Below are 23,986 nucleotides of genomic sequence, written 5' to 3' on the forward strand. Positions count from 1 at the left end.
CGAAACAGCTTAGCAAAAATATCACAAGCTTCATCACACTCATCCCTCACACCCAGCGATGCTGACGGGATCCCTGGCACAGCTCTCGGTAGAGCTGTTCCACCTGGCTGAGGTTGTGGCTGAGGGTATAGCGCTCCAGCACCCGCTGGCGGGCCTTCATCCCCAGCAGTTGGGTAAACTCCCGTTGATCCCGCAGCAAAGGCAGCAGCGTTTGCAGCTCTGCTGTCACCCGTGTCGGATCCAGCGGGATCCCGGCTCCATCGGCCAAAACCTCGCCATCGGCACCCACATCGGTGGCCACTGCTGCCAGCCCACAGGCCATCGCCTCCAGCAGCGACAAAGAGAGCCCCTCGATCAAGGAGGGCAAAACAAACACATCAGCCCCTCGCAAGATCTCGATGCGCTGCTGCTCGTCGGCAATATAGCCCAGCCAGTGGATCCCATGTTGAAGGGTGTAGCAGGGCTTGAGGGTGTTGAGCAGTGGCCCATCCCCCACGATCAGCAGACCACACTTCTCCCCCATTTGGGCGTGTTTCCAAGCCTTGAGTAGGGCTTCCAGGTTTTTTTCCGGCGAGACCCGCCCTTGATAGACGAAGATCCGCTCCAGTCCCAACCGCTGTTTGAGGGTGGAGGGCCCAGGCGCGTACTTGTCCACATCCACACCATTGGGAATGACCACCACCTGCTGGGGGCTCACCCCCAGTTTGACCAAGATCTCCCGTTGCGTTTCCGAGAAGACAATGGTGCGGTGATAGTTGGCCAAACACGGGGCGTAGAGCTGGTAGGCCAAGTATTGGGTGCGAGAGGCGATGTTGCGCCGCCGCCGGTCGAAGGCCGGGTGGAAGGTGGCCACCAGCGGCTGGTTGAGCTCAGCACAGATCTCCGGCAGCACAAAGTCGATGGGAGAAATGGTCAAGGAGGCATGTACCAGATCCGGCTGCAATTCCTTGAGGGCCTGGGTGAGCAACCGCTTGGCGTTGGGGGCCGGGATCGTGTAGATCTGCGACTTGTACAGACAGGGGAGGGAAACGTCTCGACGATCCAGCTCCGCCCTCCAGCCTTCACCTCCAGGATCCAGGGCGGGCGGTTGGCCCTCGTTGGTGAAGTGAAAAAAGCTCACTTGATGCCCTCGATCCAAAAGGCCGTTGGTCATCTCGCGGCTATAGGTGACGTTGCCACAGAAAGGTGTCTTTTTGCCTATCCAGGCGATGTGCATGGGCGGATCCCCGCGGAGCTGAAACGCTGAGCTGCAAAGGGAGTCTCGATTCTTAAACCTCTACAAGAGTAGCAGAGTTGGCTCCTGCCTTGGCCCGTTCCCCCAGAAGAGGGTATCCAGCCTGGCGCTGCGGCAGGATTTAGGGGGCCTCTCTGCCCAATAAGCTCCAGGTGTACAGCCCCGCCAGCCCCGTCAGAACAGCCAGGGCCACAAACATCCAGGGAAGGCCAAAGCAAGCTTCCGCCAATCCCGTAAACACCAGCGGCAAACTGAGGGCAATGTTGGCGGCGTTGTTCTGGAGCCCAAAAATCTTGCCCCGCAGATGGTCAGGCGTTTCCTCTTGGATCAAGGTTTGCATCGGCACCGCCACCAAAGCCCCCCCACAGCCCAACAGGGCAATCCAGCCCAAGCTGGGCAGCAGCCAGTGGGTCGTCCAGGAGAGGGCTGCTAGAGCCCCACAGAGCAGCAGGGATCCCAGCCCAATCCAGGCGCGGCGGCTCACCCGTCGGCCCGTATGGCCCACCCAAAAGGCGCCGATCCCCATGCCTAGGCCAGCAGCGGCCAACAACACCCCGAACTGATCTGGCTTCAGCTCTGCCATCACTTCGGCCATGCGCACCGCCAACACTGCCAGCGCCGCAAACAGCGAGTAGAGCACCACCACCTGCACCAAGGCAGCTCGGATCAGGGGCACCTGGCCAACATAGTGCAGGCCCAAGCGGAGATCTTCCCAGAGGTGGGGGACTTCCCAACGCCGGGGCTCTAGCTTCTCGTGGGGTTGCAGCAGCAATAGCAGGGATCCCGCCAAGAGGTAGGCTCCTCCCACCAACAGCTCCGGCCCCACTTCCCAGCCCGGCAACCAATGGCGTATCCAACGATCCGCCAGGGTTAACAGCGGCTCCCCCACAGCAAACCCGACGATCAGCGAAGCCATCATCGTGGTGGTGTACAGGGAGTTGGCCGCCAGCAGCTCTCGCTTCGGCAGGATCAGGGGCAAAGTCGCCTGCTCGGCAGGAGCAAAAAACTGGGTTAGAACCGAGACGGCAAAGCTCACCAGCAACAGCCCCGCAAACCCCAAGGGGATCCCCGGCCAAAGGTCGCGCCCAGCGGTAAGCCAAAGCAGCGGCGGCAACAGCAGCACCAGGATCCCGCGCCCCAGGTTGGAGAGCACCAACACCCCTTTTTTCAGCCAGCGATCCACAAATACCCCTGCCAGGCTGCCCAATAGCATCGCCGGCAGCGTAAAAGCCAGCATGATGGCCGAGACCCAACCGCTGATGGAAGCCCCTTCCGGCTGAAATTCGCGGGCAACCAACCCAATCAGCAGCACCAACAACACCTTGTCCGCCAACTGGGAACACGCCTGCCCCATCCACAGCAGCAGGAAATTGCGCCGGCGCAGCACGGCAAGAAAGTTTCTCAGGCCCGGCTCAGCCAGACCTTGATCTTCCTCTTCCTTTTGCCCTTTTTCGGGATCCTCAGGGGGTGGCTCTGGCAGGGGATCCCCAGGAGAACACTCCGGCGAGCTGAGGGCGGGGCTTGCTGTCGGCTCAGGCAAGAGAGCTTCTGACTTCAGCCCCCAAGTTGGCGTTGACGCAGGTGGGGGATTCTGGAGAGGGGAACTGGGGTGGCAGATCCCTGCCCCTCCTTGTGGCCAATCCCATCGTTGCTCCCAAGTCATGATGCTCCCCAGGTGACCTGCCCATTTCCCCGACGTCGGCCCCACAACAGAATGGGATCCCGTCAGCAAACAAAAGTGGAAATGGGGTGCCCCGATCTTATCTTGGCCCGCCTTCCAATCCACCAACCCAAATCTTGGGAATCGGCAGGCCTAGCTTCCTGCGGCAGACAAGGAGCGCAAGGGATCCGGGATCGACTCGCTGGGAGCCACAAAGCTGCCCTTTTCCACAAAAGTCAGGCGCAGGCTCAGCCAACGAATAAAATCCGCGTTGGTGGATACCACTGCCCCCAGGGGCTCCTTCAACTTGTCCCGCAGGGGCTTTAACTCTGGAGCCTCCATGAAGGCCGGCTGCGGCACCCAGAAGAAATCGACAGGGTGATGGTGCTCCTCGCAGTATCGACGACGCTCCTCCAACACCTCTTCCAGGGGCTCAGAACGCAAGAAGGACAGGCTGGCAACGACAAAATGATAGGTGGCCAGTTCGGCTGCAGACATAAGACTAAGATCGCTAGGTCGCTGTGAAACTATCAAGCTGTGAAACTATGCAAGAGTAAAGGCCAGAGTCGGGCGTCCACGGCTTCCGCTGCGAGCTCTGGCTCTATCCTTTAGAGATGGGCAGATTTGAGCAGGTGCGGGGCCGGATCGCGGGAGCTACACAGGGGCTGACAGTCTTCCAACTGCCGGAGAACGGGCAGCCGCGCCATCACTTCCTCAGGGGGCATGGAGTGTTCTGAAGCCTGCTTGAGGGTCGGCAGAGCCTGAGCTGCCCACTCCCAAGCCCAAGGAGCGGACTCAGGAGTTTCCTTCTGCTCCAACAGCTCTTGGCAGAGGGCGGTTGACCGCTCCAAGTCGCCGCTGCCCTGATAAGCCATAATCAGAGCCACACGAGCCAAAACGCATTCTTCCGGATCTGCCCTCGAGCCATTGCGCTCGCTCAGGCGGTGCTCCTGTCTCTCTTGGATGGAACAGCAGTAGCAGAACGACTCGAGAAGGTTGATCGCCTCCAGGTAGCGCTCCTGCTTGAGAGCAGTAATGCCGGCGCGGAGGGATCCATGAGGGTGAGACATGAGCCTAAGTACAAGAAAAAGATCTTAGACGGACTTGCACCCAAGGGTTATCCAGTTAGTGGCCCGTCTTCTCATCCAAGGTTTCGTGTCTAAAACTACTATACACCCTCTGGACAAGTGACCGCCGATTTACTCTTCCTCTTAAGCTTGTGGAAAGGGCGCTCAACCCTTACGGGCTAGGATGTAGGTGCTGACATAGTGAGTTTCTCGGCGCAACACCGCACAGCCTGCCTGTTGCAGGCGCACCCCCAGATCGTCGTGGATATAGTCGCGGTAGTAGGGTTCGTGGAAGGTTTGCATAAAGGCTTCCATCGTCTCCTTCAGCTCTGGCGAATCCAGCAGTTGCACTGAGTCGCAGATGACCACCACGCCCCCTGGCTTCACCACCCGACTCATCTCGTTGATGACATTTTGTCTGGCCGGGCCAGGCAGCTCATGAAAGAGAAAAACGCTGATGACGGCGTCAAAGGTGGCGTCGGCATAGGGCATGGCCTCGGCGTTGGCGCGGATAAGCTGGGGCAGCTCCCCCGGCAGCTCCTGCAACAGTCGGTTGGCCTTGCGCAGATAGGCGGGGGAAAGATCCAGACCGTACAAAGCCGCTTTGGGCAGGGATCCCCGCAGCAAGCGCAGCATCCGCCCCGTGCCACAGGCTACATCGAGGATGTGGGGGCTGACCAAGGTGGGATCCAAGGCATCTTTGAGCAGGCGAATCACCCGACGGCGCATTGCATCCGCTGTGCCCCCAAACAGCAGCTCCACCTGCAGGTCATAAAGCTCAGCCGAGCTGTCGCTCAGATAGCCGTTGGTTTGGTAATGAAAATTTTGCAGGTAGTATTTCGGATAGCCCTCGGTGGAGATGTCTTGAGAAAACTCTTGGTAACGCTTGCTGTGAACCCGCCGAGTAATCTGCGGCAAATCCAACCACACCTGCGGGTAATAGCGGGCAAAGTCCAGCCAGGGGTTGTCGAACAAGAGCGCGTGCGGGTAGTACCCTGCCTCAGCATCTTGCCAGTCCGCTTGCAGGAGTTGTTCATAACGGGCCCGCAACACCTGTAGCGTGTCAGCGCTCACCCGCACCTTGGCCCGCGGCGGCGGGGTTCTTCCGGAGGAGAAGCTTTGCAGATCCCTGAGCACCGAGAGCATCAGATCTGAAGCTTGGGTGGAGAGCGCTTTGTGGGCAAAGCCGAAGATGTTTTTGCCCCACTGAAAAGCGCGGTAGGCAGCTTCTCCGACTGGAGATGGGATCGGCAGCGACAGCTCAGGACTTAGTTGTAGGCTCATAACCCTGCAAGGTGCGAATGAAGAATGAAGGCTTAACGTTTGTTTACACTTAATTATAGCAAGGCGGCCGCGCCGAGCTGGCAGCCACTGGGATCAGGGGAAACCTGGCGGAAGGGGATTCGTAGGCACGCTCCATCTGGCCGAACAGGAGAGTACTCTAGTGGTGTCCTAGAAAAATTTCCCCGCTCGCCTCATGGGCTGGAGGAAAGGGCCGATCAGGTCGAGTCAATGGGAAGAGGGAGCGCCTCAGCATGACAACCAAGACGGTGTTGGTCATTGACGATAGCATCATGATTCGCAAGATGGTGGCCAGCATCTTGGCCGATCAGTTCCAAGTGGTGGAGGCCAAAGACGGGTTGACAGGGCTGGAAGCGGCCAAAAAACATCACCCCGACCTGATCTTGCTGGATTTTGTCATGCCCAAGATGGATGGCTATGACACGTTGCAGGCTATTCGCCGCGAAGACAGTTTGAAAAATACCCCCATCATCATGATGTCGGGGATGAAGGAGCAGGTGACGGCCCGCATCCCTGAGCCTTTTGTCGATTTCGACTTTATCGAAAAACCGTTTGAGGCGGAGGCTCTCCTTGCACAAATTCAAAAGGCTCTGCAAGTGGCCCCCGTAGCTGCCCCGGAGGCTGGAGGGGAAACCAACACCCAATTGCTCTTGAACAAGCTCACTGCTATCGAGACGCTGCTGATTCAAGGCACGGAAAACCTGATCCAGCGGGAGGTGGTGACGCGGCTTTCCAGCCTCAGCCAGCGTCTAGACCGTCAGGAATCCCACAGCGCTAACCTGGAAGAACAAATCCGTAAGCTCGCCGGCGAAGTGGAACGGCATAGCCAAGGCTTGGCCTTGATCGTCAAGGAGCTGCGGCACATCCGTAAGTTGTTGGGGGGATCCTGATGTCTGAGAGGGTTTTTGAGCGAGCTTATCGACACCTAGATGCGGTGACGGCTCTATTTGTGGCCGTGCTGCTGATTTCCAACATCGCCTCGACCAAGATCGTTCTTCTGGGGCCCTTTACCTTTGACGGGGGCACCATTCTCTTCCCCCTCAGCTATATCTTTGGCGACATCCTCACGGAGGTCTATGGCTATGCCCGCTCGCGACGGGTGATCTGGCTGGGATTTATCTCGGCGGCCCTCATGTCGGTGACATTCATGATCGTGGGATCCCTGCCGGCCGCCCCCGACTGGCCCTATCAAGAAGCCTACGACCAGATTCTGGGCCTGACGCCCCGCCTTGTGCTGGCCAGCTTAATCGCCTATTGGGGAGGCAGCTTTGCCAACGCCTATGTACTGGCCCGCATGAAGGTGTGGACGCGGGGACGGTGGCTGTGGACACGCACCATCGGCTCTACCCTGGTGGGCCAAGCGGTGGATACTGGACTGTTTGTCACCTTGGCCTTCTGGGGGGTGTTCCCTGGCCTGGGCAGCTTAATACTCTCCAACTATGTGTTCAAGTGTGCCGTTGAGGCGGCGTTCACGCCCCTGACCTATGCCATTACCGGCTGGCTAAAGCAGCAAGAACAAGAAGACTACTTCGATGTGGCAACCGACTTTAACCCCTTCCGCCTCCAGCCTGTATCCAGGTGAGTCCATCAACTGCCCCAACGGATTTGGCTTTGAGAGGGATCCTATTTTGGTATAGTCAGAGCGTCATCCTATTTATCCTGCTGCCATCCGGTGTTACCGGGAGCTTTTATCCAAGACAAGACTTTTGTGAGGGATCCGCAAGATGATGCTCGTTTTCCAAATTGCTTTGTTGGTGTTGGTGCTTTACAGCTTGCTCTTGGTGGTGGCGGTGCCAGTGCTCTACAGCTCAGCCAGTGACTGGAGCCGGGCCAAGAATGTGATTTTGGTGGGATCCCTGCTCTGGGTGCTGATGGTGATCGGGGTGGGGGTGCTGAGTTTCCTCAAGTGAAGAAGCAGTAGAAGGGCAGGGGCATCTTGCCGTTACAATCGGCGCTGTGGGGGGCTGCACTGTGGGTATGGTGGCCCAAAGTTCTTGTTGAGATCTCTGCCAGAACTGCGTACTTGCGCACCCCGGTGAGCCCTAGGCTCTCTCGGTAGAGGGGATCCCATCCCCTACAATGGACGGCGAGGCGTCGGCCTTGCTTGCCATCGGTCAGGCTGTCTACAGGCCGCGCTAGTGAGCTTTGAAGGTGCTGAGGTGTTTCAACCAGCGGAGGTTTGGGTGTTGAGAGCAGTGATGAGAGCAGTGAAATGTTCGCAGGAACTTGGCCTTGCCCGGCGAGGCATGAGGCTGGCCTTGGCGGTTCTGGTGATGGGGAGCCTGGGATCCCTGATGGTGCCCCATTCTGCAGAGGCGCAGTCGGGTTTGGTGATCACCGGCAGTGAAGGGGTACCTGTCCTCAGCTATCGGCTCGATTTTGGCGGGGTTCGCAGTCGTTTGGATCGCTATCGCCTGACCATTCCCCCCCAGAATGTGGCGGTGGCAGAAGTGCAGATCAACGGGGACAGGAATTTCGATGGCCGCATCGATCCGGAAAGTGTCCGCCTGGAGGTAGAAGGCCGGCCTGTAGAGCTGGATCAAGTGTACTGGAACGAGGAGTTTCGCTCTCTAGAGGTGGTGGCCCGTCAACCCATTGCTGCCGGTCAGGAGATCCGTCTGGTGCTCTCCAATGTGCGCAACCCCTCGTCTGCCGGCATCTATCGGGTGGAGGCGCGGGTACGGGGTACGGAACCCAACCCCCTCTTCCGGAATGTGGGCAACTGGCTGATTACCATTGAAGACCCAGAGCGGATTGGCTTCTGATCTATTGACCCGATGATCTGACCTACTGTTGATCTTTGCGGCGATCCTATAGGCACAGCCCTTTTGCGGGTCTGGGACAGCGACACCCAAGTTCCCGGCCAGTTGGGGTGGGATCCCTCTCCAAGTGTTTGTTCGCCGTGGTATGGGCTGCTGGAAAAAGCCGGAGTTCTGAGTTTTTCTAAGAATGGGGATTGTGCAAATCCGGCAAGTTTGGGTGGGGGAGTGTTTACCTTGTTGCTTGCTGACACCTGGTATCCCAATTGGTGGCAGGCTCTAATTTTGGGCATGGTGCAAGGGATCACCGAATTTCTGCCCATTAGCAGCACGGCCCATCTGCGGGTGTTTCCGGCTTTGGTGGGGTGGCCGGATGCGGGCGCTTCGTTTACGGCGGTGATCCAGTTGGGCAGTTTGGGGGCGGTGCTGATCTACTTTGCCTCTGACCTGCGCCAGTTGATCCTCGGCTCTTGGAAGGCTTGGCGAGAACGAGATTTTCAGCAGGAGCCTTGGCGGCTGTCGGTCGGGATCTTGGTGGGAACAGTGCCAATTGTGGTTGCCGGCTGGGCCATCAAGGCCATTTGGGGATCCCCACCCCGCCAGTTGTGGGTGATCGCCACTGCAGCCATTGGCTTGGCTTTGTTGTTGGGCTGGGCAGAGCAAACGGGCAAACGCCAGCGAGACCTTCACAGCTTAGGCATTGGGGATGGGATCTGGGTAGGGCTGGCCCAAGCTTTGTCCCTGATCCCTGGGGTGTCGCGCTCCGGCTCGACGCTGACGGCAGGGCTGTTTCTCCATTTGCAGCGCTCGGCTGCCGCTCGCTACTCCTTCTTGCTGGGGATCCCGGCGCTCTTTTTGGCGGGGGTTGTGGAGTTTATCTCCGAGTTCAGGGCAGAGGCGCTGCTGTCGCAGGGGTTGGGCACTCTTTCTGCTTTTGTCTTTTCCTATCTCTCTATCGATTGGCTGATTCAGTTTTTGCAGCGCAGCAGCACCTGGCTGTTCATCGTCTATCGGATTGGCTTTGGCCTGTTCATTTTCTTGGGGTTAGCCCTGGGGTTCCTGAAACCCTAGGCTGGGTTTTGCAGCTCCTTCCTTCACCCTTGCTCCCGCAGGCTCTGCAGCGCCTTGGGCAGGTGCTCCGCCAGGTGGGCCGGATCCACCCCTGTTAGACCGCGTTCCCGCGCCAGCTGGATAGCTGCTTGGGCATGCCACCACACCCCTGCACAGGCGCAGTTGGAGAGGATGGTACTGTGCATTGCTGAGGCAACGCTGCGGCCCCCTGCTGACGCCCGCAACCTGTCCAGAGTGGATCCCACCTCACGGCCCAGGGAGCAGGCCACCAGCCCCCCAATTAAGCCGGTCAAGACATCGCCGCTGCCACCGCGGGCCAAAGCCGGTGTGCTCTCTGGGTTCACCCAGCATTCCCCAGTGGGAGAGGCGATCACCGTCCGCGCCCCCTTCAAAACCACTACAGCTCCACTCTGGGCTGCTGCTCTTTGGGCCGCCTCAAGGCGATCCTGGAGCGGGATCCCTGGAAAGAGCCGCCGAAATTCCCCCAGGTGGGGGGTGAGAATGGCTTGGATCCCTTTTTCTCGTAAGCGCTCTACCCCCATCTCAGCGAGAGCATTGAGGCCATCCGCATCGATCACCCAGGGGATCCCGGCCCAATCCCGCAGCAGGATCTCCAGCAGGGGCAAACGGGTTTCTCCCAAGCCCGGCCCCACGGCCACCGCCTGAAAGGGTTTCAAGGACTTCGTCCCGCTGTCGCGATCAGCCACCGGCGGCAGAGAAGGGATCCCCTCCCAGGCATGAACCAAAACCTCTGGCAAGGCGCTGTGGATCAGTCCTTTCAACTCCGCCGGCACCGCCATCGTCACCATGCCCACCCCGCTGGCGCGGGATCCCAGCCCCGCCAACACCGCTGCTCCAGCATAGGCTGCCGAGCCTGCCACCAACAACAGGGATCCCTGGCGGTATTTGTGGGTATCCAAAGGGGGATCCGCAGGAAAGTGCTGCCAAGGCCGCAGCAACAACCGGGGAACCTCCACCTCTGGGTAGGCCCAAGGGGGGATCCCGAACTCGATGCGGCGCAGCCGTCCCACCCAAGGCAGAGCCGCTTCCTGCCACAACCCCCGTTTCCAAAGGCCAAGGGTATAGGTATGGCTGGCGCGAATGCAGCAGCCCCAGACTTCCCCGGTTTGGTCGTTGAGGCCAGACGGCAAATCCAGGCTGAGGATGGGGATCCCACTGCCATTGGCCCACCCCACCGCCCCCGCCCAAGGCTCCCCCAAGGGCCGGTTCAGACCGATCCCAAACAGGGCATCAATTAACAAATCGCAATCGGCCAGCTCTTCAAGACTCTCCACAAACTCTGCCCCCAGCGCCTTGAGATAGCGGGCGTGGTCTGCCGTCAGGGGTTTGAGATCCGGCTTGCCCAGCCACACCTTCACCGACTTTTGGGCCAGCCATAGCTCCCGCCCAACCACCAACCCATCGCCACCGTTGTGCCCTGTCCCACAGAGGATCCCAACGCGATGGGCTTGCGGAAAATCCTTCTGCAACTGAGCAACAACGGCCAGCCCCACCTTCTCCATCAGAGCGGCAACGGGCATGCCGGCAGAGAAGATCTGCTCCTCAATGCGCTGCATCTGTGCGGAACTGACCAGGCTGATGGCCGGATCGAACTGGCAACGAGAACCCATATCGCTACGCAACGCTGTTGCAACCGGCGGCATTGCTGAGGGGAGATGGCTCATGGCTAAGTTGCGCTAATCGAGCTTAGCTCTATCACATTCCCATCCGGATCCCGGACGAACACTGCCGCTCGCCCGGAAGCGCTCGGTTGCACCTCATACCCTTCCTGCCGCAGGCGAGCCTTCACCGCTTCCAAGTCATCTACCCCCAGCGCCACATGGGGATTACGCCCCCACTTTGAGGATCCCGTTCCGCTTCGCTGCCGTGGATCCATCGGCTCCTCGGCCACGATTAAATGAATTTGGGAGGAACCCACTTGATACCAAGCGCCGGGAAAGTCAAACGGCAACCGTTCCACCTTGGGGATCCCAAGCACTGTCCCGTAAAAATGTTCGGCTCTGGCCAGATCGCTCACCCAAAGGGCGGTGTGCAGGTGATGATAGGTTGGCTTTTGGGGGGCAGTCATTGTCTTGTTGGGAAATCTTGACCGTGGGGCTTTGCAAGGCCGACGCGAACATCAATATTTTCTCCGAACGGCAAGCCAAACCCGTAAGCTAAGGTGGAGCTAGCGCACCCGCGACAACCGTATCTTTGTTTTCGCACAGGGGTTGGCCCATGGGATCCCGCACCAAGTTTTTTGGCACGGTCTTGGCCATGCTGGCCGTGAACAGCATCTACATGCAGTTGCAGCAGCTTTCCCTGAGGCTGGAGGAAAGGGATCCCGCTCCCTCTGAGCAGTCTTCTCCAGAGCCTCAAAGCAGCAAGGGCTCCGTCCCGCTTCCGCGAGCGGAACGGCTGGATCCCTGGCACCGTGTTGCCCAAGTCTTGCAGGGTCTGTGGCCCGGCGATGCGAGCTTGAAAGGACTCCGTTCCGCCAACGCGAACGGGATCCTGTCGCCAGAGTCCACGTCCCCCCTGGAGCCTTGAGTGCCAAGCTGAGAGGGGATATGACGCTTTGCAAAGGGGATCAAACCCCGTACCATAGAGGAGCAGGTTTCTCCGTTTCTCTGTTTTCAATCCCCAGGACTCACCATGGTGCAGCCGTCAGCGACCTCTGGGCAAAAGCCGATTGTGATCGCCCCTTCCATCCTTTCAGCCGATTTCAGCCGGTTGGGGGAGGAAGTACGGGCAGTGGATGAGGCAGGAGCCGACTGGATCCATGTGGATGTCATGGATGGCCGCTTTGTGCCCAACATCACCATTGGCCCGTTGGTGGTGGAAGCCCTGCGCCCGGTGACGGCCAAGCCCCTGGACGTCCACCTGATGATTGTAGAGCCGGAGAACTATGTGGCGGATTTTGCCAAGGCAGGGGCCGACATTATTTCCGTGCACGCAGAGTCCAGCTCCACCATTCACCTGCACCGCACCCTCAGCCAAATCAAGGATCTGGGCAAGCAAGCGGGCGTGGTGCTCAATCCGGCCAGCCCTTTGGAGCTGATCCAATACGTGCTGGATCTGGTGGATCTGGTGTTGATCATGAGCGTCAACCCCGGCTTTGGCGGCCAGAGCTTTATTCCAGCAGTGGTGCCCAAAATTCGCCAGTTACGGGCCATGTGTGATGAGCGCGGCCTGGATCCCTGGATCGAGGTGGATGGTGGCTTGAAGGGAAGCAACGCTTGGCAGGTGATCGAGGCAGGAGCCAATGCCATTGTGGCCGGTTCGGCAGTGTTCAAGGCCAAAGACTATGCAGAAGCCATTCGCAGCATTCGCAACAGCCGCCGTCCCGAGCTGGTGACAGTTTAAGGTGACAGTTCATTTTGAAGGAAACTGCTCCCTTACTGAAATCCGGCTTGACCCCAGCGCTGCGCTGAGCCAACTCCTCACGTGCCTTTAGCGCAAAGCAGCAGCCCCTTTCTGGGCAGCGTGAGGCCCCGTCCCGCTGTTGACGGCAGTTGTGCCCAGGCAATGGGGAGGCACATCGACGGAGGGGGGGATGATCGGCTGGGGCGAAGTGGGGCTGAGAAAAGTCTGACAAAAAGGCACGCGGTTGCGCCGAATATCGGCAAGGTAGGGGGGAGGAATGGTGCCCAGATAGGCGCCCAGCACCTGCTGCTCGGGATCCTCTGGCAACACTTGGTAATACAACATCAGGCGATTATCGGGAAACCAGGCGCGGATAAGCCTTTGCAGGGCCTTCAAGTTGAAGCCCGGCTCTTCAGGGTTGCGAATCAGGTGCATTCCCGCCAGGCGCCCGCCGACAAAATAGGCTTGCACATAAAACCCACGGGCATAGATGGGGGGCTCCAAGGAGTTCTGAGATGAAGGGGAATCGGGCAGGTAAAGGGCTTCACCCCCAGGACGCAGTTGCCAGCGGCTCCAGCGGGGATCCTCCCGCTCGCTAGAAAGGGTCTCCCAATTGTTGGCGCGGGCGTAGCTCAAGAAGCGCTCCTCGACCATGCCCAGATAGAGCATTTCCATTTGCAAGGGCAGCCGGGCCCGGGTTTGCAACAGGGGCAGAGTGCGCACTTCTCCCTGCTTGAGCACCAAGGTCTCCCCCCGCGCCGAGCAAGGGACACCTATGAGCATAGCCATCAGCAACCCTGTTCCAATTGCCCGTCCAATCTGGCTGAGGCCGCGCCTTGCGAACAGCTCTAGCCGGAGAGGTAAAAACTGCGCCACTGGCTGCGGCTGTGGCCCATTGCCCCTCAAAACCGTCGAAGCAGGAATGTAGGATGAGATCAGCACAGCAAAAAAGCAGGGTAGTAAGCAACCGATCCTAACCCAAAGAGACAAGGTTCTTCGAGAATCTTAATCTGGTCTCTGAGGAAAGTTGCTTGCCAGTCTGCCCTGCCGATGGTTTGGGTAGCGAATGCGCATTACCCTCGAGAATGGCATTCCCGCTGCAGCAGCTTCTGACCGGACAGAATGGCCGGGATTGATCGTCATTGCCGGCCCCACGGCCACCGGGAAATCTCGACAGGCACTGCTTTTGGCCCAACGGCTGGGATCCCCGTTGTTGAATGCGGACTCTCGCCAGGTCTACCGCGAGTTCGACATCGGCACAGCCAAGCCTACCCCTGCTGAGCGGGCTCTCTGGCCCCACGAGCTGATTGACTTTGTGGATCCCCGCCACACCTACACGGTGGCCGAGTTTCAGCAGGCGGCCCAAGCCCGCATCGCCGAGGCCCATCGGCAGGGACAGACTCCCATCTTGGTGGGGGGCACCGGTCTCTACATCCAATCGGTGACTGCTGGCCTAGGGATCCCTGCGGTACCCCCGCAGCCCCAACTGAGAAGACAACTGGAAACTTGGCCCCCTGAGATCCGCTACGCCTGGCTGCAGCAGTTGGATCCCGTTGCCGCCCAGCACATTCATCCCCATGACGCAGTGCGCACGCTGCGGGCTTTGGAGATCGTTTACACCACCGGGAAGCCGGCTTCCAGCCTACGGCAGGCCCATCCCCCCCATTACCCCATCTTGATCCTGGGGCTGCGCTGCCCAATGCCCCGTTTGGAACAACGCATTGCCCGGCGCACGGCAGAGATGATGGAGCGGGGGTGGATCGAGGAGGTGAAAACCCTGCGGGAGCGCTATGGGCCCCACCTGCCCCTTTTGAATACTTTGGGCTACGCGGAAATCGGCGCTTATCTGGAGGGGCGGATCCCGGAAGCCGAGCTGCAGCCCCTGATTGTGCGGCGCACCCGCCAATTTGCCAAACGGCAGATGACTTGGTTTCGAGCCATGCTGGGGATCCAAAAGGGCCATGCCTACGGCACCCTGTCGGGAAGGGGTCGATGCGTGGCCCTGTGGCTGGACTGCGAAGCTGAGGATTTGCCGGAGCAGATCTGGAAGCAGGTCAAGGCTTGGATGGCAGCTCCGACCACTGTTGAAACCAGTCCCGCCGCCGCTGAGCATCGGCCTTGCGATCCGTAAGGATCTCCAACACCCGCACCCCTTGGGCAGGTAAGGGATCCAAAGCTTGGGCCAGCTCCTGCCAGCTTTCCACCCGCCGGTGGGGAATGCCGTGGGCTTGGCAGAGGAGGGCAAGATCCACCGACTGGGGAGTAGCAAAGTAGGGCTCAAAGGGCGGATCTGGCCCTTGACGGCCCACTTCAGCAATGGGCAGCAGCTCGAAAATCCCACCCCCCTGGTTGTTGATGAGGAGAATGGTCAGGGATCCCCGCACCTGTTGGCCGAGCCGTAGGCCACTGCTGTCGTGGAGAAAGGCCAGATCCCCGGTTAGCAACACCGTCGGGCGCTGCCGGTGGGCCACCCCGAAGGCGGTAGAGAGAAGGCCATCGATGCCGTTGGTGCCGCGGTTGAAGTAGGGACGGATGCGGCGGTCGTTGGGGGGCCAAAACCACTCCACATCCCGCACCGGCGTGCTGTTGGCAATAAACAGCGGAGTCTCTGGGGGCAAGTGGTGGGCCAGCCACCAGGCAACCTTGCCTTCAAACCACTCCGATAGGTCAGTCATGGCCTGGTCTAGGGCAGCACGGATTTGTGCTTCCGCTGTCAGCCAGCCCTGCAGAAAAGTTGTTCGCTTGGCCGGCGCTTCCGGGATCCCGGCGACCCACTCCTCTACGGCGAAAGGCAAGTGGGTGGTGGGGTTGTGCAGGGGATCCCCATTGTCGGGACGGGGATCCAACCGCCAAACGCGGGGAGCAACCTTGGCCAGGGTTTGCCGCAGCGCTTTGCTGGTGGGCAGGGATCCCAGTTGGATGACTTGCTCCGGCCAAAGCTGGGGCCGATCCCGCTGCAGGATGAGACCGTAGGTGGTGATGAGATAGGGGTTGAGGGAAGCGTAGTTGCGCAGGGGAGAGAGCCCCTCGGCCAGAACCGGCCACCCCAAAGCCGTCGCCAAATGGGCCACTGCCTCCACATAACGCTGGGGATCCGCCGGTTGAGCCGGCCCCGCCAAGATCACCCCCCGCTCACAGCCGCGCCACTCCTGCCAAAAAGAAACCGTCTCCGTCTGCAGAGGGCTCCGCACCGCCTGGAAGGAAGAGCCGGTGCATGGCGGAACAACTCCACGAAAAAAGGTCTTCTCAAACTCCGGATCTTCCTGCAAATGAATCAAAGGCGCAGTGCTGCCGTCAGCAATGGGAGCCAAGGGATCCCGGAAAGGCACATTTAAATGCACCGGGCCGGGAAAAGGGTAAAGGGTGCGCTCCCAGGCGTGCACTAGGGTTTGGCGCAGGTAGGCCAGGGCTTCTGGATCCGCGCTGGGCAGGGCCAACTCCGCCTGCCAGTTGGGGTAATGGCCGTAGAGCTTCACCTGGTCAATCGCTTGGCCGGCGCGGCAGTGGCGCAGCTCCGGGGGCCGATCCGCCGTCAAAACCAAAAGCGGCCAGCCACTTTCTGCCGCCTCGATGAGAGCTGGGAAAAAGTGAGCGCCAGCGCTGCCGGAAGTACACACCAGGGGAATGGGCCGCCGGGTTTGCTGGGCCAATCCCAGCGCAAAAAAGGCTGCCGACCGCTCATCCAGCACCGGGATCGCCTCGATGTCGGGGTGCTGGGCCAGGGCGTAGGTCAGGGGGGCTGAGCGGGATCCCGGAGACACCACCGCTAAACGGCAACCCAGCCGACTCAAGGTTTCGGCCAATAGGGATCCCCAGAGGGTGTTGAGGTTGCGCCAGTCCAGCCGCCTCGGCAGGACAAAGTTTTCAGCAGTCACATTTCAGCAGTCACAGCGGAGACAAGGTGTTGAGATCGAATCGGGATCCCGGCGGCAAAAAGTGAATGCGGGCATTGTGCAGCCGAAAATACTCATCCGCTGCCGCCTCCTGAACAGTCGAGTACAGTTGTGTCCCGTCCACAATTGTCACTGTGCCCAAGCCGATCACCTCCATCACATCGTCGGCCTGGATCACCACCGCCGTATTCTCGTCAATGCCGATGCCCAGACATTGGGGGTAGTGGGCCACCGCCGTAACCAGCCGCACCAGGCGATTGCGCTGATGGAAATGTTGATCGATGATGACGCGAGGCAAAAGGCCCAAGCCCGTCTTCACCGTTACAATTGCCGGCGTGGGCGGTTCTCCGCTGTAGCCGCGGGAGATCATCTGCTGCCCCAACGCAGAAGCTCCGGCGCTGGTTCCGGCAATTACCGTCTGCCCCCGCTGCCACTGCTGTCGAATGGCCTCCATCAGCTCGCTGTGGGCCAGCACCTCCGCCAGCCGCTCCTGATCCCCACCCGTAAAGTAGATGCCGGTGGAGAAGCGGATTTTCTCAACGTTATCGGGATCCCTCGCCTCCATCGGGCTGCGGATATCCAGAACTTGGAGGCTGGCCGCCCCCATCTGCTGAAAAATGTTGGCGTAGATCTCCCCCAGCACCGCCGGGATCCCAGAAGCCGCGGGCACGATGGTGATGTGGGCAGACTTTCCCCCCGCTCGGCGGAAGAATTCCCAAAGGATGTGGCGCTCATTTTCCTTGTCCTCTGCTCCCCCGACGGCGATGATGTCGGAACGGGCGGTGATGGGATCCTTCACAGTAGGGCGGCTTAGGGGTTGGGCGTCGTTTGTCGGCGTGGAAGGAACTCCGTTCCACTCCAGCTCACGGTGGGCGGCAGAAACATCAGGCAAATGGGGCATGGAGCGCGAGGAAGATTAAAATGGGCACATTTCACTTTCACTATGCTACGGCTTGGGATTCGGTTTGGCGCAGCTCAATTCCAGATTTCACGGAAGAGTCAGGGGTTGGTTAGGGGTCTCAAAAGGGGGAATAATGTTCATAAGAACACCCCTCCTCTCGTCCTTCGGTTCACCCAGCAGGAGCATCCATGGCCAGAAAACCTGACGGATATCTTGTCCACATCATGCTGGAAGGTGGACAAACCATGCAGGTACGGGTCAAAGAAGCCAGAGAATACACCGAGCTGATCAACAACCTCATGGTGGGCGGCGAAGAGTTCATCACCTTGCCCAAGCAAATGGACAATGAGTACATGATCGTGCGTCCTCAACGGGTGTCCGGCGTGTCGGTGGAGGCAATCTACGCTTCCAGCGTTGGCATCGACCTATGAAATTGGGGATCCCTTGCCCAAAGAACGGAATAGCTGGGGATCCCAATACAAAACCCCCGCCACCAGAGCAGGGGCTGCCAGAGGGCTAGACCCTGAAGGGCCTAGAATCCATGGCGTTGGTAGGTCACCCTTGTGGAGGCAAGATCACCTTGTCGATCACGTGGATGACACCGTTGGAAGCTTCAATGTCGGCTGTTACCACATTGGCATCGTTGACCTTGACACCATCAGCCAAAGAGATCTCCACAGGAGATCCTTCGACCGTAACCACTTCCCCAGCTTCCAAAGAGGTAGAGAGAACTTTGCCGGGCACTGCATGGTAAGTGAGAAATCGAAAAAAGTCCCCGAAAAAGATGTTTCTACTGCCCCAAGATGCTTTCTTACAAAGGCTGCGGGGGTATCTTCCACTAAGGTTAGATTTGCAACAATCATCGCAGGGTGGTGGTGAGCAATCCAAAACAGGCTGAAAAAGGATCCCTTGAGGCTGAGGGATCAGTTACGTTTGTCTGCATCTATAGTCATTCTGATTCAAACTAAAACGCTGCACCCACACCTGAAGCGTTGAATGCGCGGGGCTGGAAGACTTTTCTTGGTAGCTCAGGCGTCTCACTCTAACCTGAAACGACTGTACTGTTTTGTTTGCTCGAGCTGTCTATCCAGCAGCAGCACAAAAAATAACACCCTCACGGTGCCGAGCAAAGGGATAAATGAGTTAACGAGCTCGTAATAATCCTGGCAGTTGTGCTTACTCTTCTTCCGGCTCGAAGTCTTCGTCGTAGTCGTCCCCGATCAAATCGTCGATATCGTCGATGTCTTCTTCCAAAATCATCTCAGGGACCTCAATGGGCTGCTCGATCAACCGGCCCTCTTTGCGCAACCAGTCAAGAATGGAGAGGCTGCTAGGAGAGGGCACCACCGTTGGCGGCTGATCGCGGGGCTCTTCGCGCAGAGAGGGATTGTGGTAGTACATGCCGTACGGAAAAAGGGCAGTTATCGACGAGGAATGAACTCGGCTTGGATTGATCTCCTCTCAACCGAGGGACGCGGGCTTTCCATCGATATATCCCTCAGTTTAGCCTATGCCTGCCACTCCTGCAAAAAGCGGCGCAGCACCCGATCCAGCTCAACAGCTCGCGCTGCCTTGAACAGCAGCCGATCCCCGGCTTGTACCTGATGCAGCAAGATTTCCAGCAGTTCGGATACCTCCTCGCAGCGTTCTGTCTGGGCTGCCGGTTTTTGGTCGAGCAGCGGTTGCATCTCCCCTTCCGGATCCAAGAGCAAGACCCGATCCAGCCCCAGAGGGGCAGCCGCCCGACCCACCTCTGCATAGAGCTGAGGCGCATGCTCTCCCAATTCCCGCATCGGGCCGAGAATAGCCCAGCGCCGTTTTCCCGGGGTTTGGGCCAGCAGGTGTAGAGCCGCGATCATCGCTTCCGGCGAGGCATTGTAGGTTTCGTCCCAGATTTCCACATCTCCTGCCAGCTTGAGATGGCGGTTGCGCCCCTCCAGAGGGGTAGGCAAAGCAATGGGTTCTCGGAGCCGCTCCCAATCCAGCCCCAAGCTGCACAGAGCAGCCAGCACTCCCATCCAGTTGAGGGCATGGTGTCTTCCCGGCAAGGGCACCGGCAGCGTTAGGCCCTCCACAGTTACCGTTTGGGCTTGGGGATCCCATTCTCCCCGTAAGTCCCCCCGATCCAGACCATAGGTAAGGGTTTGTCCCGACCACAGGCTGGCGGCGGTAGACAACAGCAAGGGATCTTCTCCATTCAGCAGAGCCACCCCCTGCCCTAGCTCCTGCAGCAGCTCGCACTTGGCAGCAGCAATGGCCGCGCGGGATCCCAGTCTGCCGATGTGGGCGGTGCCAATATGGGTGATCAAGGCGTGGGTGGGCTGAGCCATCTGAGCCAGGCGGCGAATTTCTCCGGGGCCTCGCATGGCCATTTCCAGAACCACAAACTGATGCTCCGGTCGCATCTGGAGCAGGGTTTGAGCAACCCCGATGTCGTTGTTGTGGTTGGCTTCAGTTTTGAGAACTGTGCCGTAGCGGGATAGGGCAGCCGCCAGCATTTCCTTGGTGGTGGTTTTGCCTGCTGAGCCCGTGATGGCTACTACGGAGGGGGGAAACTGCTCCCGCCAGCCTCTGGCAATGCGCTGGTAGGCAGCTAGGGTATCTGAGACTTGAAAATGGGGCCCAGCCACCGGACGCTGGCTGATGACGGCAACGGCCCCCCTTGCCAAAGCTTGTGGAATAAAGTTGTGTCCATCAAACCGTTCCCCCCGCAGCGCCACAAAGACTGACCCCGGCTGCAATTGGCGGCTGTCGGTGCAAATAGCTTGGACGGGAAGACCCAACAAATGGGGATCCCCCTGCAGGGGAGTTTGCAGCAGGTCAGCCACAGTTTGTAGAGTCAGCATGGGGCAGAAGGTTGGTCTAGAGCCCACAGTGAGAAGTGAGAAAAGAGAAACGAGAAAAGAGCAGCGAGTAGTGAGAAGGAAGTATGAAGTATCCTCACTCCTCACTTCTCTCTCCTCACTCCTCTCTCCTCACAGCCTGGCTGCAGCGTTTCGATCCCAGATGGGAGCGCGATGATGGCCTCTTTGGCCATGCCGATGAACAGGCCATGTTCCACAACCCCCACCGTCCCTTTGAGTTGATCGGCGATCTTGGCAGGATCCGCCATGGGGCCGAATTGGCAGTCGAGGATGTAGTGCTGCTCGTCCGTCAAGTAGGGATCCCCGTTGGCATTCCGCCGTAAGGTGGCTGTGCACCCCAGAGCCTCTACCCGCGCCAAGGTGGTTTTCCAGCCAAAGCGCACCACCTCTACCGGCACCGGGAAGCGAATGCCCAACTGCGGGACTTTTTTAGAGGCATCGGCAACGATGATCAGCTCGGCAGCGCTGGCCTCCACCAATTTTTCCCGCAACAGGGCCCCTCCTGCCCCTTTGATCAGGTTCAGGGATCCCACTTCAATCTCGTCGGCCCCATCGATGGCCAGATCCAGGCGCGGCTGCTCTTCTAGGGTAGCCAGCGGGATCCCCAGGGAGCGGGCCTGTTCAGCCGTGCGCTCGGAGGTGGGCACGCCGATAATCTGGAGACCTTCGGTTTGCATCCGCTCTGCTAGGGCGCTCACGGCAAAGGCGGCTGTGGATCCCGTGCCCAGCCCCACCACCATTCCCGACTGCACCTTTTGAACCGCGGCTCGGGCTGCCGCCTGTTTCAGCTCATCTAAAGACTCGGTCCCGCTGCCGCCAAGGGTAGTCATTCCCAGCTCCTCTCCCGTGGATGAAGATCCTACCAAAGTGCTTTGCACCGCTACCGCCCGCTCCAGCTAAAACCCTCCGGCGCTGCCACCACCCGACCGAAGAGATCATAGGGCTCGGCGTGGGTGATCTGCACCGGCACCAGGGATCCCAGAGAGCCCTCCCCACGCACGTACACCACCCCGTCCACTTCGGGGGCAAAGCGAGGGGAGCGGCCAATCCACTCGCCGGTTCTGGGGTTTTCCTGCTCCAAAAGTACAGGTACCACTCGGCCCACCTGCTCGCGGTTGCGGCGGAAGGCAATGCCTTGCTGCAGTTGCATTAGACGGGCGCGGCGCTCTTGTTTGACAGCCTCTGGAACCTGATGGGGGAGGTGGTAGGCAGGGGTGCCCTCTTCGGGAGAAAAGGTAAACACCCCCACATGGTCAAACTGATGGCGCTGGACAAAGTCTAGTAGATGCTGGAAGTGCTCCTCCGTCTCCCCAGGAAAGCCGACGATAAAGCTGGTGCGCAGCACGGCATTGGGCAACGCCTGGCGCAGCCGCTCGATCACCCGGTCGTTGACCTGCCCTTGCCAGGGGCGATTCATGGCCTTGAGGATCTCAGGATGGCTGTGCTGTAAAGGCAGATCCAGGTAAGGCAGGAAATTGGCGGTCTCTTGAATGGCCTCCACCACGGCGGGGGTAATGCCCGTGGGGTAGGCGTAGAGCATGCGGATCCAGGGAATGGGGATCTGGCCCAGGGCGCGGATAAGCTCAGCCAAGCGCGGCTCCCCGTAGAGATCGATCCCGTAGTGGGTGGTGATCTGGGAAATTAAAATCAGCTCCTGCACCCCCTCTTCGGCCAGTTGTTCTGCTTCCCGGAGGATGGACTCGATGGAGCGAGAGCGTTGGTCGCCCCGCAAGTGGGGGATGATGCAGAAAGAGCAGCGGTAGTTACAGCCCTCAGCTACCCGCAGGTAGGCCACCGGCGCGTGGGTGGTGCGGTAGCGGGGGACAGTCTCATCGGCAATGTAATCCAGGCTAGAAGTAACGGCATTGACCCGCTCTCCCCGCTCCACCCGCTCGATCACCTGGACGATCTGGTGGTAGTCGCCGGTACCTACCAAGGCCACGGCCTCTGGGATCTCCTGCAGCAGCTCCTCTTGGAAGTGTTGCGCCAAGCAGCCGGCAATAACGATTTTCTTGCCCTGTACTGCCAACTCCATCAGGGTGCTGACCGACTCCCGCCGCGCTGCTTCAATGAAGCTACAGGTATTGACGATCACATAGTCAGCACTCTCTTCGTCCCCATCCACCCGGTAGCCTGCTTGAGCCAGCAAGCCCAGCATGTGCTCGGTGTCCACCCGGTTTTTCTCACAGCCCAGGTGTAAAACGGCAACCGACGCCTTTGTACGCTGCACCGCTGTTCGCGTAAGCGGGACGGAGTCCTTAACGGATGGGAAACTGGAGACGGTCGCTTCTAACCCATTCATGGACTGAGCATCAAAAAGGGGGCAGCTTGCCAGAGGCTTATCTATTCTAGTTGAGGGCCGCATCAGCGTTGCGGAGCAATAGAGCCGTAGCCACGGCCAACGCGGTGGCCGCCCAACTGTAGGGATCCCTGCCAGCCGCCGTCGGAAACAGAGGCGCTTGTCCATAGCCCCGCAGGCGCAAAGCCTGATAAACCCTCTGCGAGCGCTCGTAGCTGCGAACCAACAGGGTGCCCACCGAAGCGGCCAGAAAGGGCAGATCTTGTCTTAGAGACGGCCCAGGACGCCACAGGGATCCCCGCGGTCGCCAACCCCTCAACCGGGCTGCCCGTTGCATCTGCTCCCACTGAGCAGCCATCTCTTGCAGATAGCGCTGGGTGAGCCAGGCCAGTTCCAAAAGCAGATCTGGGATCCCCAGTTGCCGCAACGCTGCCAACAGTTCCGACGTGGGAGTGGTCTCCAGCAGCAGCATGGTGAGAGCGAACAGGGCCAGCCCCCTCCCCCCCATGCGGAGCGCCATCTCCAGCCCCTCCCAGCGCAAAGCCAGGGATCCCCACTGCCACAGGATGGTTTCCCCCGCCCAGAAGGGAAGGATCCCCATCAGCCCTGCCACCAACAGCCCTGGGGCTGCCAGCCGCCTCAGCCCGAGGCTCCAAGGCAATCCCGACAGGCTCCACAGTCCAGCCACCAGCGCCCAGATGAGCGGCAAGAGGGCCAGGCACCTCACCGAGGCGAAAGCCGCCATCAGCGCCATCAGGCCCAGCACCTTGGGCAGAGGTTGCCACCGGTGCAGCCAGGAAAGGGGTTTGGAGGGGTGAGGATGGGATTGTTGACCGCGCCAGCAGCAAGGGATCCCTGAGCCGGCTTCATCTCTTGCCATACTCTCCCAGCAGCGCCGGTTGTACCCGCTGCAAAAACAGCACCACCCAACTGGTGAACAACCCCTCCACCACCATCAGGGGGATGTGGGCCACCACCAAGCTCCCAAGAGCCAGGCGACCGGCTTCTGTGGAGAGGATCCCGCTGCCAGCGTCAACCACAGCAGCCATGACCACCCCGTAAAACAACAGCACTGCTAGACCCACCCCAACCGCTCCCGCCAAGAAGGCAGACACTCCGGCCCCCATCACCCGACGGCCTGCCCGAAAAATCCCACCGGCCAGGAGCGCCGGGATCCCCATAATGGCGGCGTTGATGCCCAATGTGGTCAGGCCCCCATGGCCAAAGGCCACCGCCTGAAAAAACAAGCCCACTACAATCGCCGGATAGGCCAAAGCCCCCAACATCAGACCCATCAACCCGTTCAGCACCAGATGCAGGCTGGCCGGGGGAAAGGGCAGGTGAATCGAAGAGGCCACAAAAAAGACAGCCGTGAGCAAAGCCGCTTTGGGCAACTGGTCGCGACAGCGTTGCGTAGCAATATGGCGGGGATCCCGTTCCCACCAAGGACATTGCTCGGCAACGCCGGCGCGACGGAGAAGCCGCAAGCTGTAGCCGGTGATGAGAGCGGTGATGCCATAGCCCCCCAGCCAAAGCGGTGCCGGCAAAATGCCATCGCTAATGTGCATGG

26 protein-coding genes are annotated in these 23,986 nt (G+C 59.6%); 9 read left to right on the forward strand and 17 right to left on the reverse strand.

Features of this window, described 5'->3' with window-relative positions; genetic code table 11:
- Positions 1 to 46: 46 nt before the first annotated feature.
- The 5 genes from ACVW0C_RS07630 to ACVW0C_RS07650 form a co-directional block, all read right to left on the reverse strand.
- Positions 47 to 1,216 (reverse strand): glycosyltransferase family 4 protein, encoded by a 1,170-nt coding sequence (locus ACVW0C_RS07630; RefSeq protein ID WP_457384807.1) that lies wholly within the window; start codon positions 1,214 to 1,216, stop codon positions 47 to 49.
- A gap of 139 nt (positions 1,217 to 1,355) precedes the next feature.
- Entirely contained in the window at positions 1,356 to 2,897 is a 1,542-nt protein-coding gene (locus ACVW0C_RS07635; protein ID WP_457384808.1) for an MFS transporter, read from the reverse strand.
- Between the two features lie 150 nt (positions 2,898 to 3,047).
- Positions 3,048 to 3,392 carry an MgPME-cyclase complex family protein gene (locus ACVW0C_RS07640; protein WP_414413585.1) on the reverse strand — a complete coding sequence of 115 codons (345 nt, stop codon included), beginning with the start codon at positions 3,390 to 3,392 and terminating at the stop codon, positions 3,048 to 3,050.
- A 110-nt stretch (positions 3,393 to 3,502) separates the two neighbouring features.
- The gene (locus ACVW0C_RS07645; RefSeq protein ID WP_457384809.1) at positions 3,503 to 3,964 is read right to left on the reverse strand and encodes a hypothetical protein; all 462 of its coding nucleotides are present in this window, start codon (positions 3,962 to 3,964) and stop codon (positions 3,503 to 3,505) included.
- A gap of 162 nt (positions 3,965 to 4,126) precedes the next feature.
- Positions 4,127 to 5,245: a class I SAM-dependent methyltransferase gene (locus tag ACVW0C_RS07650; protein ID WP_457384810.1), complete on the reverse strand. Its 1,119-nt coding sequence runs from the start codon at positions 5,243 to 5,245 to the stop codon at positions 4,127 to 4,129.
- 251 nt (positions 5,246 to 5,496) lie between these two features.
- Here ACVW0C_RS07650 and ACVW0C_RS07655 point away from each other — a divergent pair, with 251 nt between their 5' ends.
- The 5 genes from ACVW0C_RS07655 (at position 5,497) to ACVW0C_RS07675 (ending at position 9,093) form a co-directional block, all read left to right on the forward strand.
- Positions 5,497 to 6,153, forward strand: a complete 657-nt coding sequence (locus tag ACVW0C_RS07655; RefSeq protein WP_457384811.1) for a response regulator — start codon at positions 5,497 to 5,499, stop codon at positions 6,151 to 6,153.
- Positions 6,153 to 6,845 (forward strand): queuosine precursor transporter, encoded by a 693-nt coding sequence (locus ACVW0C_RS07660; protein ID WP_414342434.1) that lies wholly within the window; start codon positions 6,153 to 6,155, stop codon positions 6,843 to 6,845. Before ACVW0C_RS07655 ends, ACVW0C_RS07660 begins: the two co-directional genes overlap by 1 nt.
- A gap of 142 nt (positions 6,846 to 6,987) precedes the next feature.
- The gene (gene psbZ, locus ACVW0C_RS07665; RefSeq protein WP_011433643.1) at positions 6,988 to 7,173 is read left to right on the forward strand and encodes a photosystem II reaction center protein PsbZ; all 186 of its coding nucleotides are present in this window, start codon (positions 6,988 to 6,990) and stop codon (positions 7,171 to 7,173) included.
- Positions 7,174 to 7,509: 336 nt separating this feature from the next.
- Positions 7,510 to 8,028, forward strand: coding sequence for a DUF2808 domain-containing protein (locus ACVW0C_RS07670; RefSeq protein WP_414418090.1), 519 nt, complete (start codon positions 7,510 to 7,512; stop codon positions 8,026 to 8,028).
- Positions 8,029 to 8,250: 222 nt separating this feature from the next.
- Entirely contained in the window at positions 8,251 to 9,093 is an 843-nt protein-coding gene (locus tag ACVW0C_RS07675; RefSeq protein WP_457384812.1) for an undecaprenyl-diphosphate phosphatase, read from the forward strand.
- Positions 9,094 to 9,116: 23 nt separating this feature from the next.
- On the opposite strand, the gene ACVW0C_RS07680 is transcribed toward ACVW0C_RS07675, so the two are convergent.
- On the reverse strand, positions 9,117 to 10,778 hold the full coding sequence (locus ACVW0C_RS07680) for an NAD(P)H-hydrate dehydratase (RefSeq protein ID WP_457384813.1): 1,662 nt from the start codon (positions 10,776 to 10,778) through the stop codon (positions 9,117 to 9,119).
- Between the two features lie 2 nt (positions 10,779 to 10,780).
- On the reverse strand, positions 10,781 to 11,182 hold the full coding sequence (locus ACVW0C_RS07685) for a VOC family protein (RefSeq protein WP_414342431.1): 402 nt from the start codon (positions 11,180 to 11,182) through the stop codon (positions 10,781 to 10,783).
- 149 nt (positions 11,183 to 11,331) lie between these two features.
- On the opposite strand from ACVW0C_RS07685, the gene ACVW0C_RS07690 reads away from it, so the two are divergent.
- A complete protein-coding gene (locus tag ACVW0C_RS07690; RefSeq protein WP_457384814.1) occupies positions 11,332 to 11,643 on the forward strand; it encodes a hypothetical protein in 312 nt (103 codons plus the stop codon).
- Positions 11,644 to 11,748: 105 nt separating this feature from the next.
- Positions 11,749 to 12,459, forward strand: a complete 711-nt coding sequence (gene rpe / locus ACVW0C_RS07695) for a ribulose-phosphate 3-epimerase (RefSeq protein ID WP_414408814.1) — start codon at positions 11,749 to 11,751, stop codon at positions 12,457 to 12,459.
- An 87-nt stretch (positions 12,460 to 12,546) separates the two neighbouring features.
- Here the strand turns inward: rpe and ACVW0C_RS07700 are convergent, their stop codons facing one another.
- Positions 12,547 to 13,248 (reverse strand): hypothetical protein, encoded by a 702-nt coding sequence (locus ACVW0C_RS07700; protein WP_457384815.1) that lies wholly within the window; start codon positions 13,246 to 13,248, stop codon positions 12,547 to 12,549.
- A 277-nt stretch (positions 13,249 to 13,525) separates the two neighbouring features.
- On the opposite strand from ACVW0C_RS07700, the gene miaA reads away from it, so the two are divergent.
- The gene (gene miaA, locus ACVW0C_RS07705; RefSeq protein ID WP_457384816.1) at positions 13,526 to 14,590 is read left to right on the forward strand and encodes a tRNA (adenosine(37)-N6)-dimethylallyltransferase MiaA; all 1,065 of its coding nucleotides are present in this window, start codon (positions 13,526 to 13,528) and stop codon (positions 14,588 to 14,590) included.
- Here miaA and menD read toward each other — a convergent pair.
- Together menD and ACVW0C_RS07715 are read right to left on the reverse strand one after the other, a co-directional pair.
- A complete protein-coding gene (gene menD / locus ACVW0C_RS07710; RefSeq protein WP_457384817.1) occupies positions 14,514 to 16,334 on the reverse strand; it encodes a 2-succinyl-5-enolpyruvyl-6-hydroxy-3-cyclohexene-1-carboxylic-acid synthase in 1,821 nt (606 codons plus the stop codon). The genes miaA and menD overlap by 77 nt on opposite strands.
- A gap of 10 nt (positions 16,335 to 16,344) precedes the next feature.
- The gene (locus tag ACVW0C_RS07715) at positions 16,345 to 17,253 is read right to left on the reverse strand and encodes a cyanophycinase (RefSeq protein ID WP_414342426.1); all 909 of its coding nucleotides are present in this window, start codon (positions 17,251 to 17,253) and stop codon (positions 16,345 to 16,347) included.
- Positions 17,254 to 17,441: 188 nt separating this feature from the next.
- On the opposite strand from ACVW0C_RS07715, the gene ACVW0C_RS07720 reads away from it, so the two are divergent.
- A complete protein-coding gene (locus ACVW0C_RS07720) occupies positions 17,442 to 17,684 on the forward strand; it encodes a hypothetical protein (RefSeq protein WP_011433628.1) in 243 nt (80 codons plus the stop codon).
- Between the two features lie 124 nt (positions 17,685 to 17,808).
- On the opposite strand, the gene ACVW0C_RS07725 is transcribed toward ACVW0C_RS07720, so the two are convergent.
- The 7 genes from ACVW0C_RS07725 to cbiM all read right to left on the reverse strand — a co-directional run bounded on the left by ACVW0C_RS07725 (position 17,809) and on the right by cbiM (position 23,984).
- Positions 17,809 to 18,141 (reverse strand): fasciclin domain-containing protein, encoded by a 333-nt coding sequence (locus ACVW0C_RS07725; RefSeq protein ID WP_414387847.1) that lies wholly within the window; start codon positions 18,139 to 18,141, stop codon positions 17,809 to 17,811.
- Between the two features lie 288 nt (positions 18,142 to 18,429).
- Positions 18,430 to 18,654, reverse strand: coding sequence for a DUF3134 family protein (locus tag ACVW0C_RS07730; protein WP_011433626.1), 225 nt, complete (start codon positions 18,652 to 18,654; stop codon positions 18,430 to 18,432).
- Between the two features lie 107 nt (positions 18,655 to 18,761).
- A complete protein-coding gene (locus ACVW0C_RS07735) occupies positions 18,762 to 20,099 on the reverse strand; it encodes a UDP-N-acetylmuramoyl-tripeptide--D-alanyl-D-alanine ligase (protein ID WP_457384818.1) in 1,338 nt (445 codons plus the stop codon).
- Between the two features lie 101 nt (positions 20,100 to 20,200).
- Positions 20,201 to 20,947, reverse strand: coding sequence for a ribose 5-phosphate isomerase A (gene rpiA, locus ACVW0C_RS07740; protein WP_457384819.1), 747 nt, complete (start codon positions 20,945 to 20,947; stop codon positions 20,201 to 20,203).
- A gap of 50 nt (positions 20,948 to 20,997) precedes the next feature.
- Positions 20,998 to 22,482 carry a 30S ribosomal protein S12 methylthiotransferase RimO gene (gene rimO, locus ACVW0C_RS07745; protein WP_457384820.1) on the reverse strand — a complete coding sequence of 495 codons (1,485 nt, stop codon included), beginning with the start codon at positions 22,480 to 22,482 and terminating at the stop codon, positions 20,998 to 21,000.
- Entirely contained in the window at positions 22,466 to 23,296 is an 831-nt protein-coding gene (gene cbiQ / locus ACVW0C_RS07750) for a cobalt ECF transporter T component CbiQ (protein WP_457384821.1), read from the reverse strand. Before cbiQ ends, rimO begins: the two co-directional genes overlap by 17 nt.
- Positions 23,283 to 23,984 (reverse strand): cobalt transporter CbiM, encoded by a 702-nt coding sequence (gene cbiM / locus ACVW0C_RS07755; RefSeq protein WP_414418680.1) that lies wholly within the window; start codon positions 23,982 to 23,984, stop codon positions 23,283 to 23,285. The genes cbiQ and cbiM overlap by 14 nt, the downstream gene beginning before the upstream one ends.
- Between the last annotated feature and the right edge of the window lie 2 nt (positions 23,985 to 23,986).

This window comes from Thermostichus sp. OS-CIW-26, assembly GCF_054058395.1.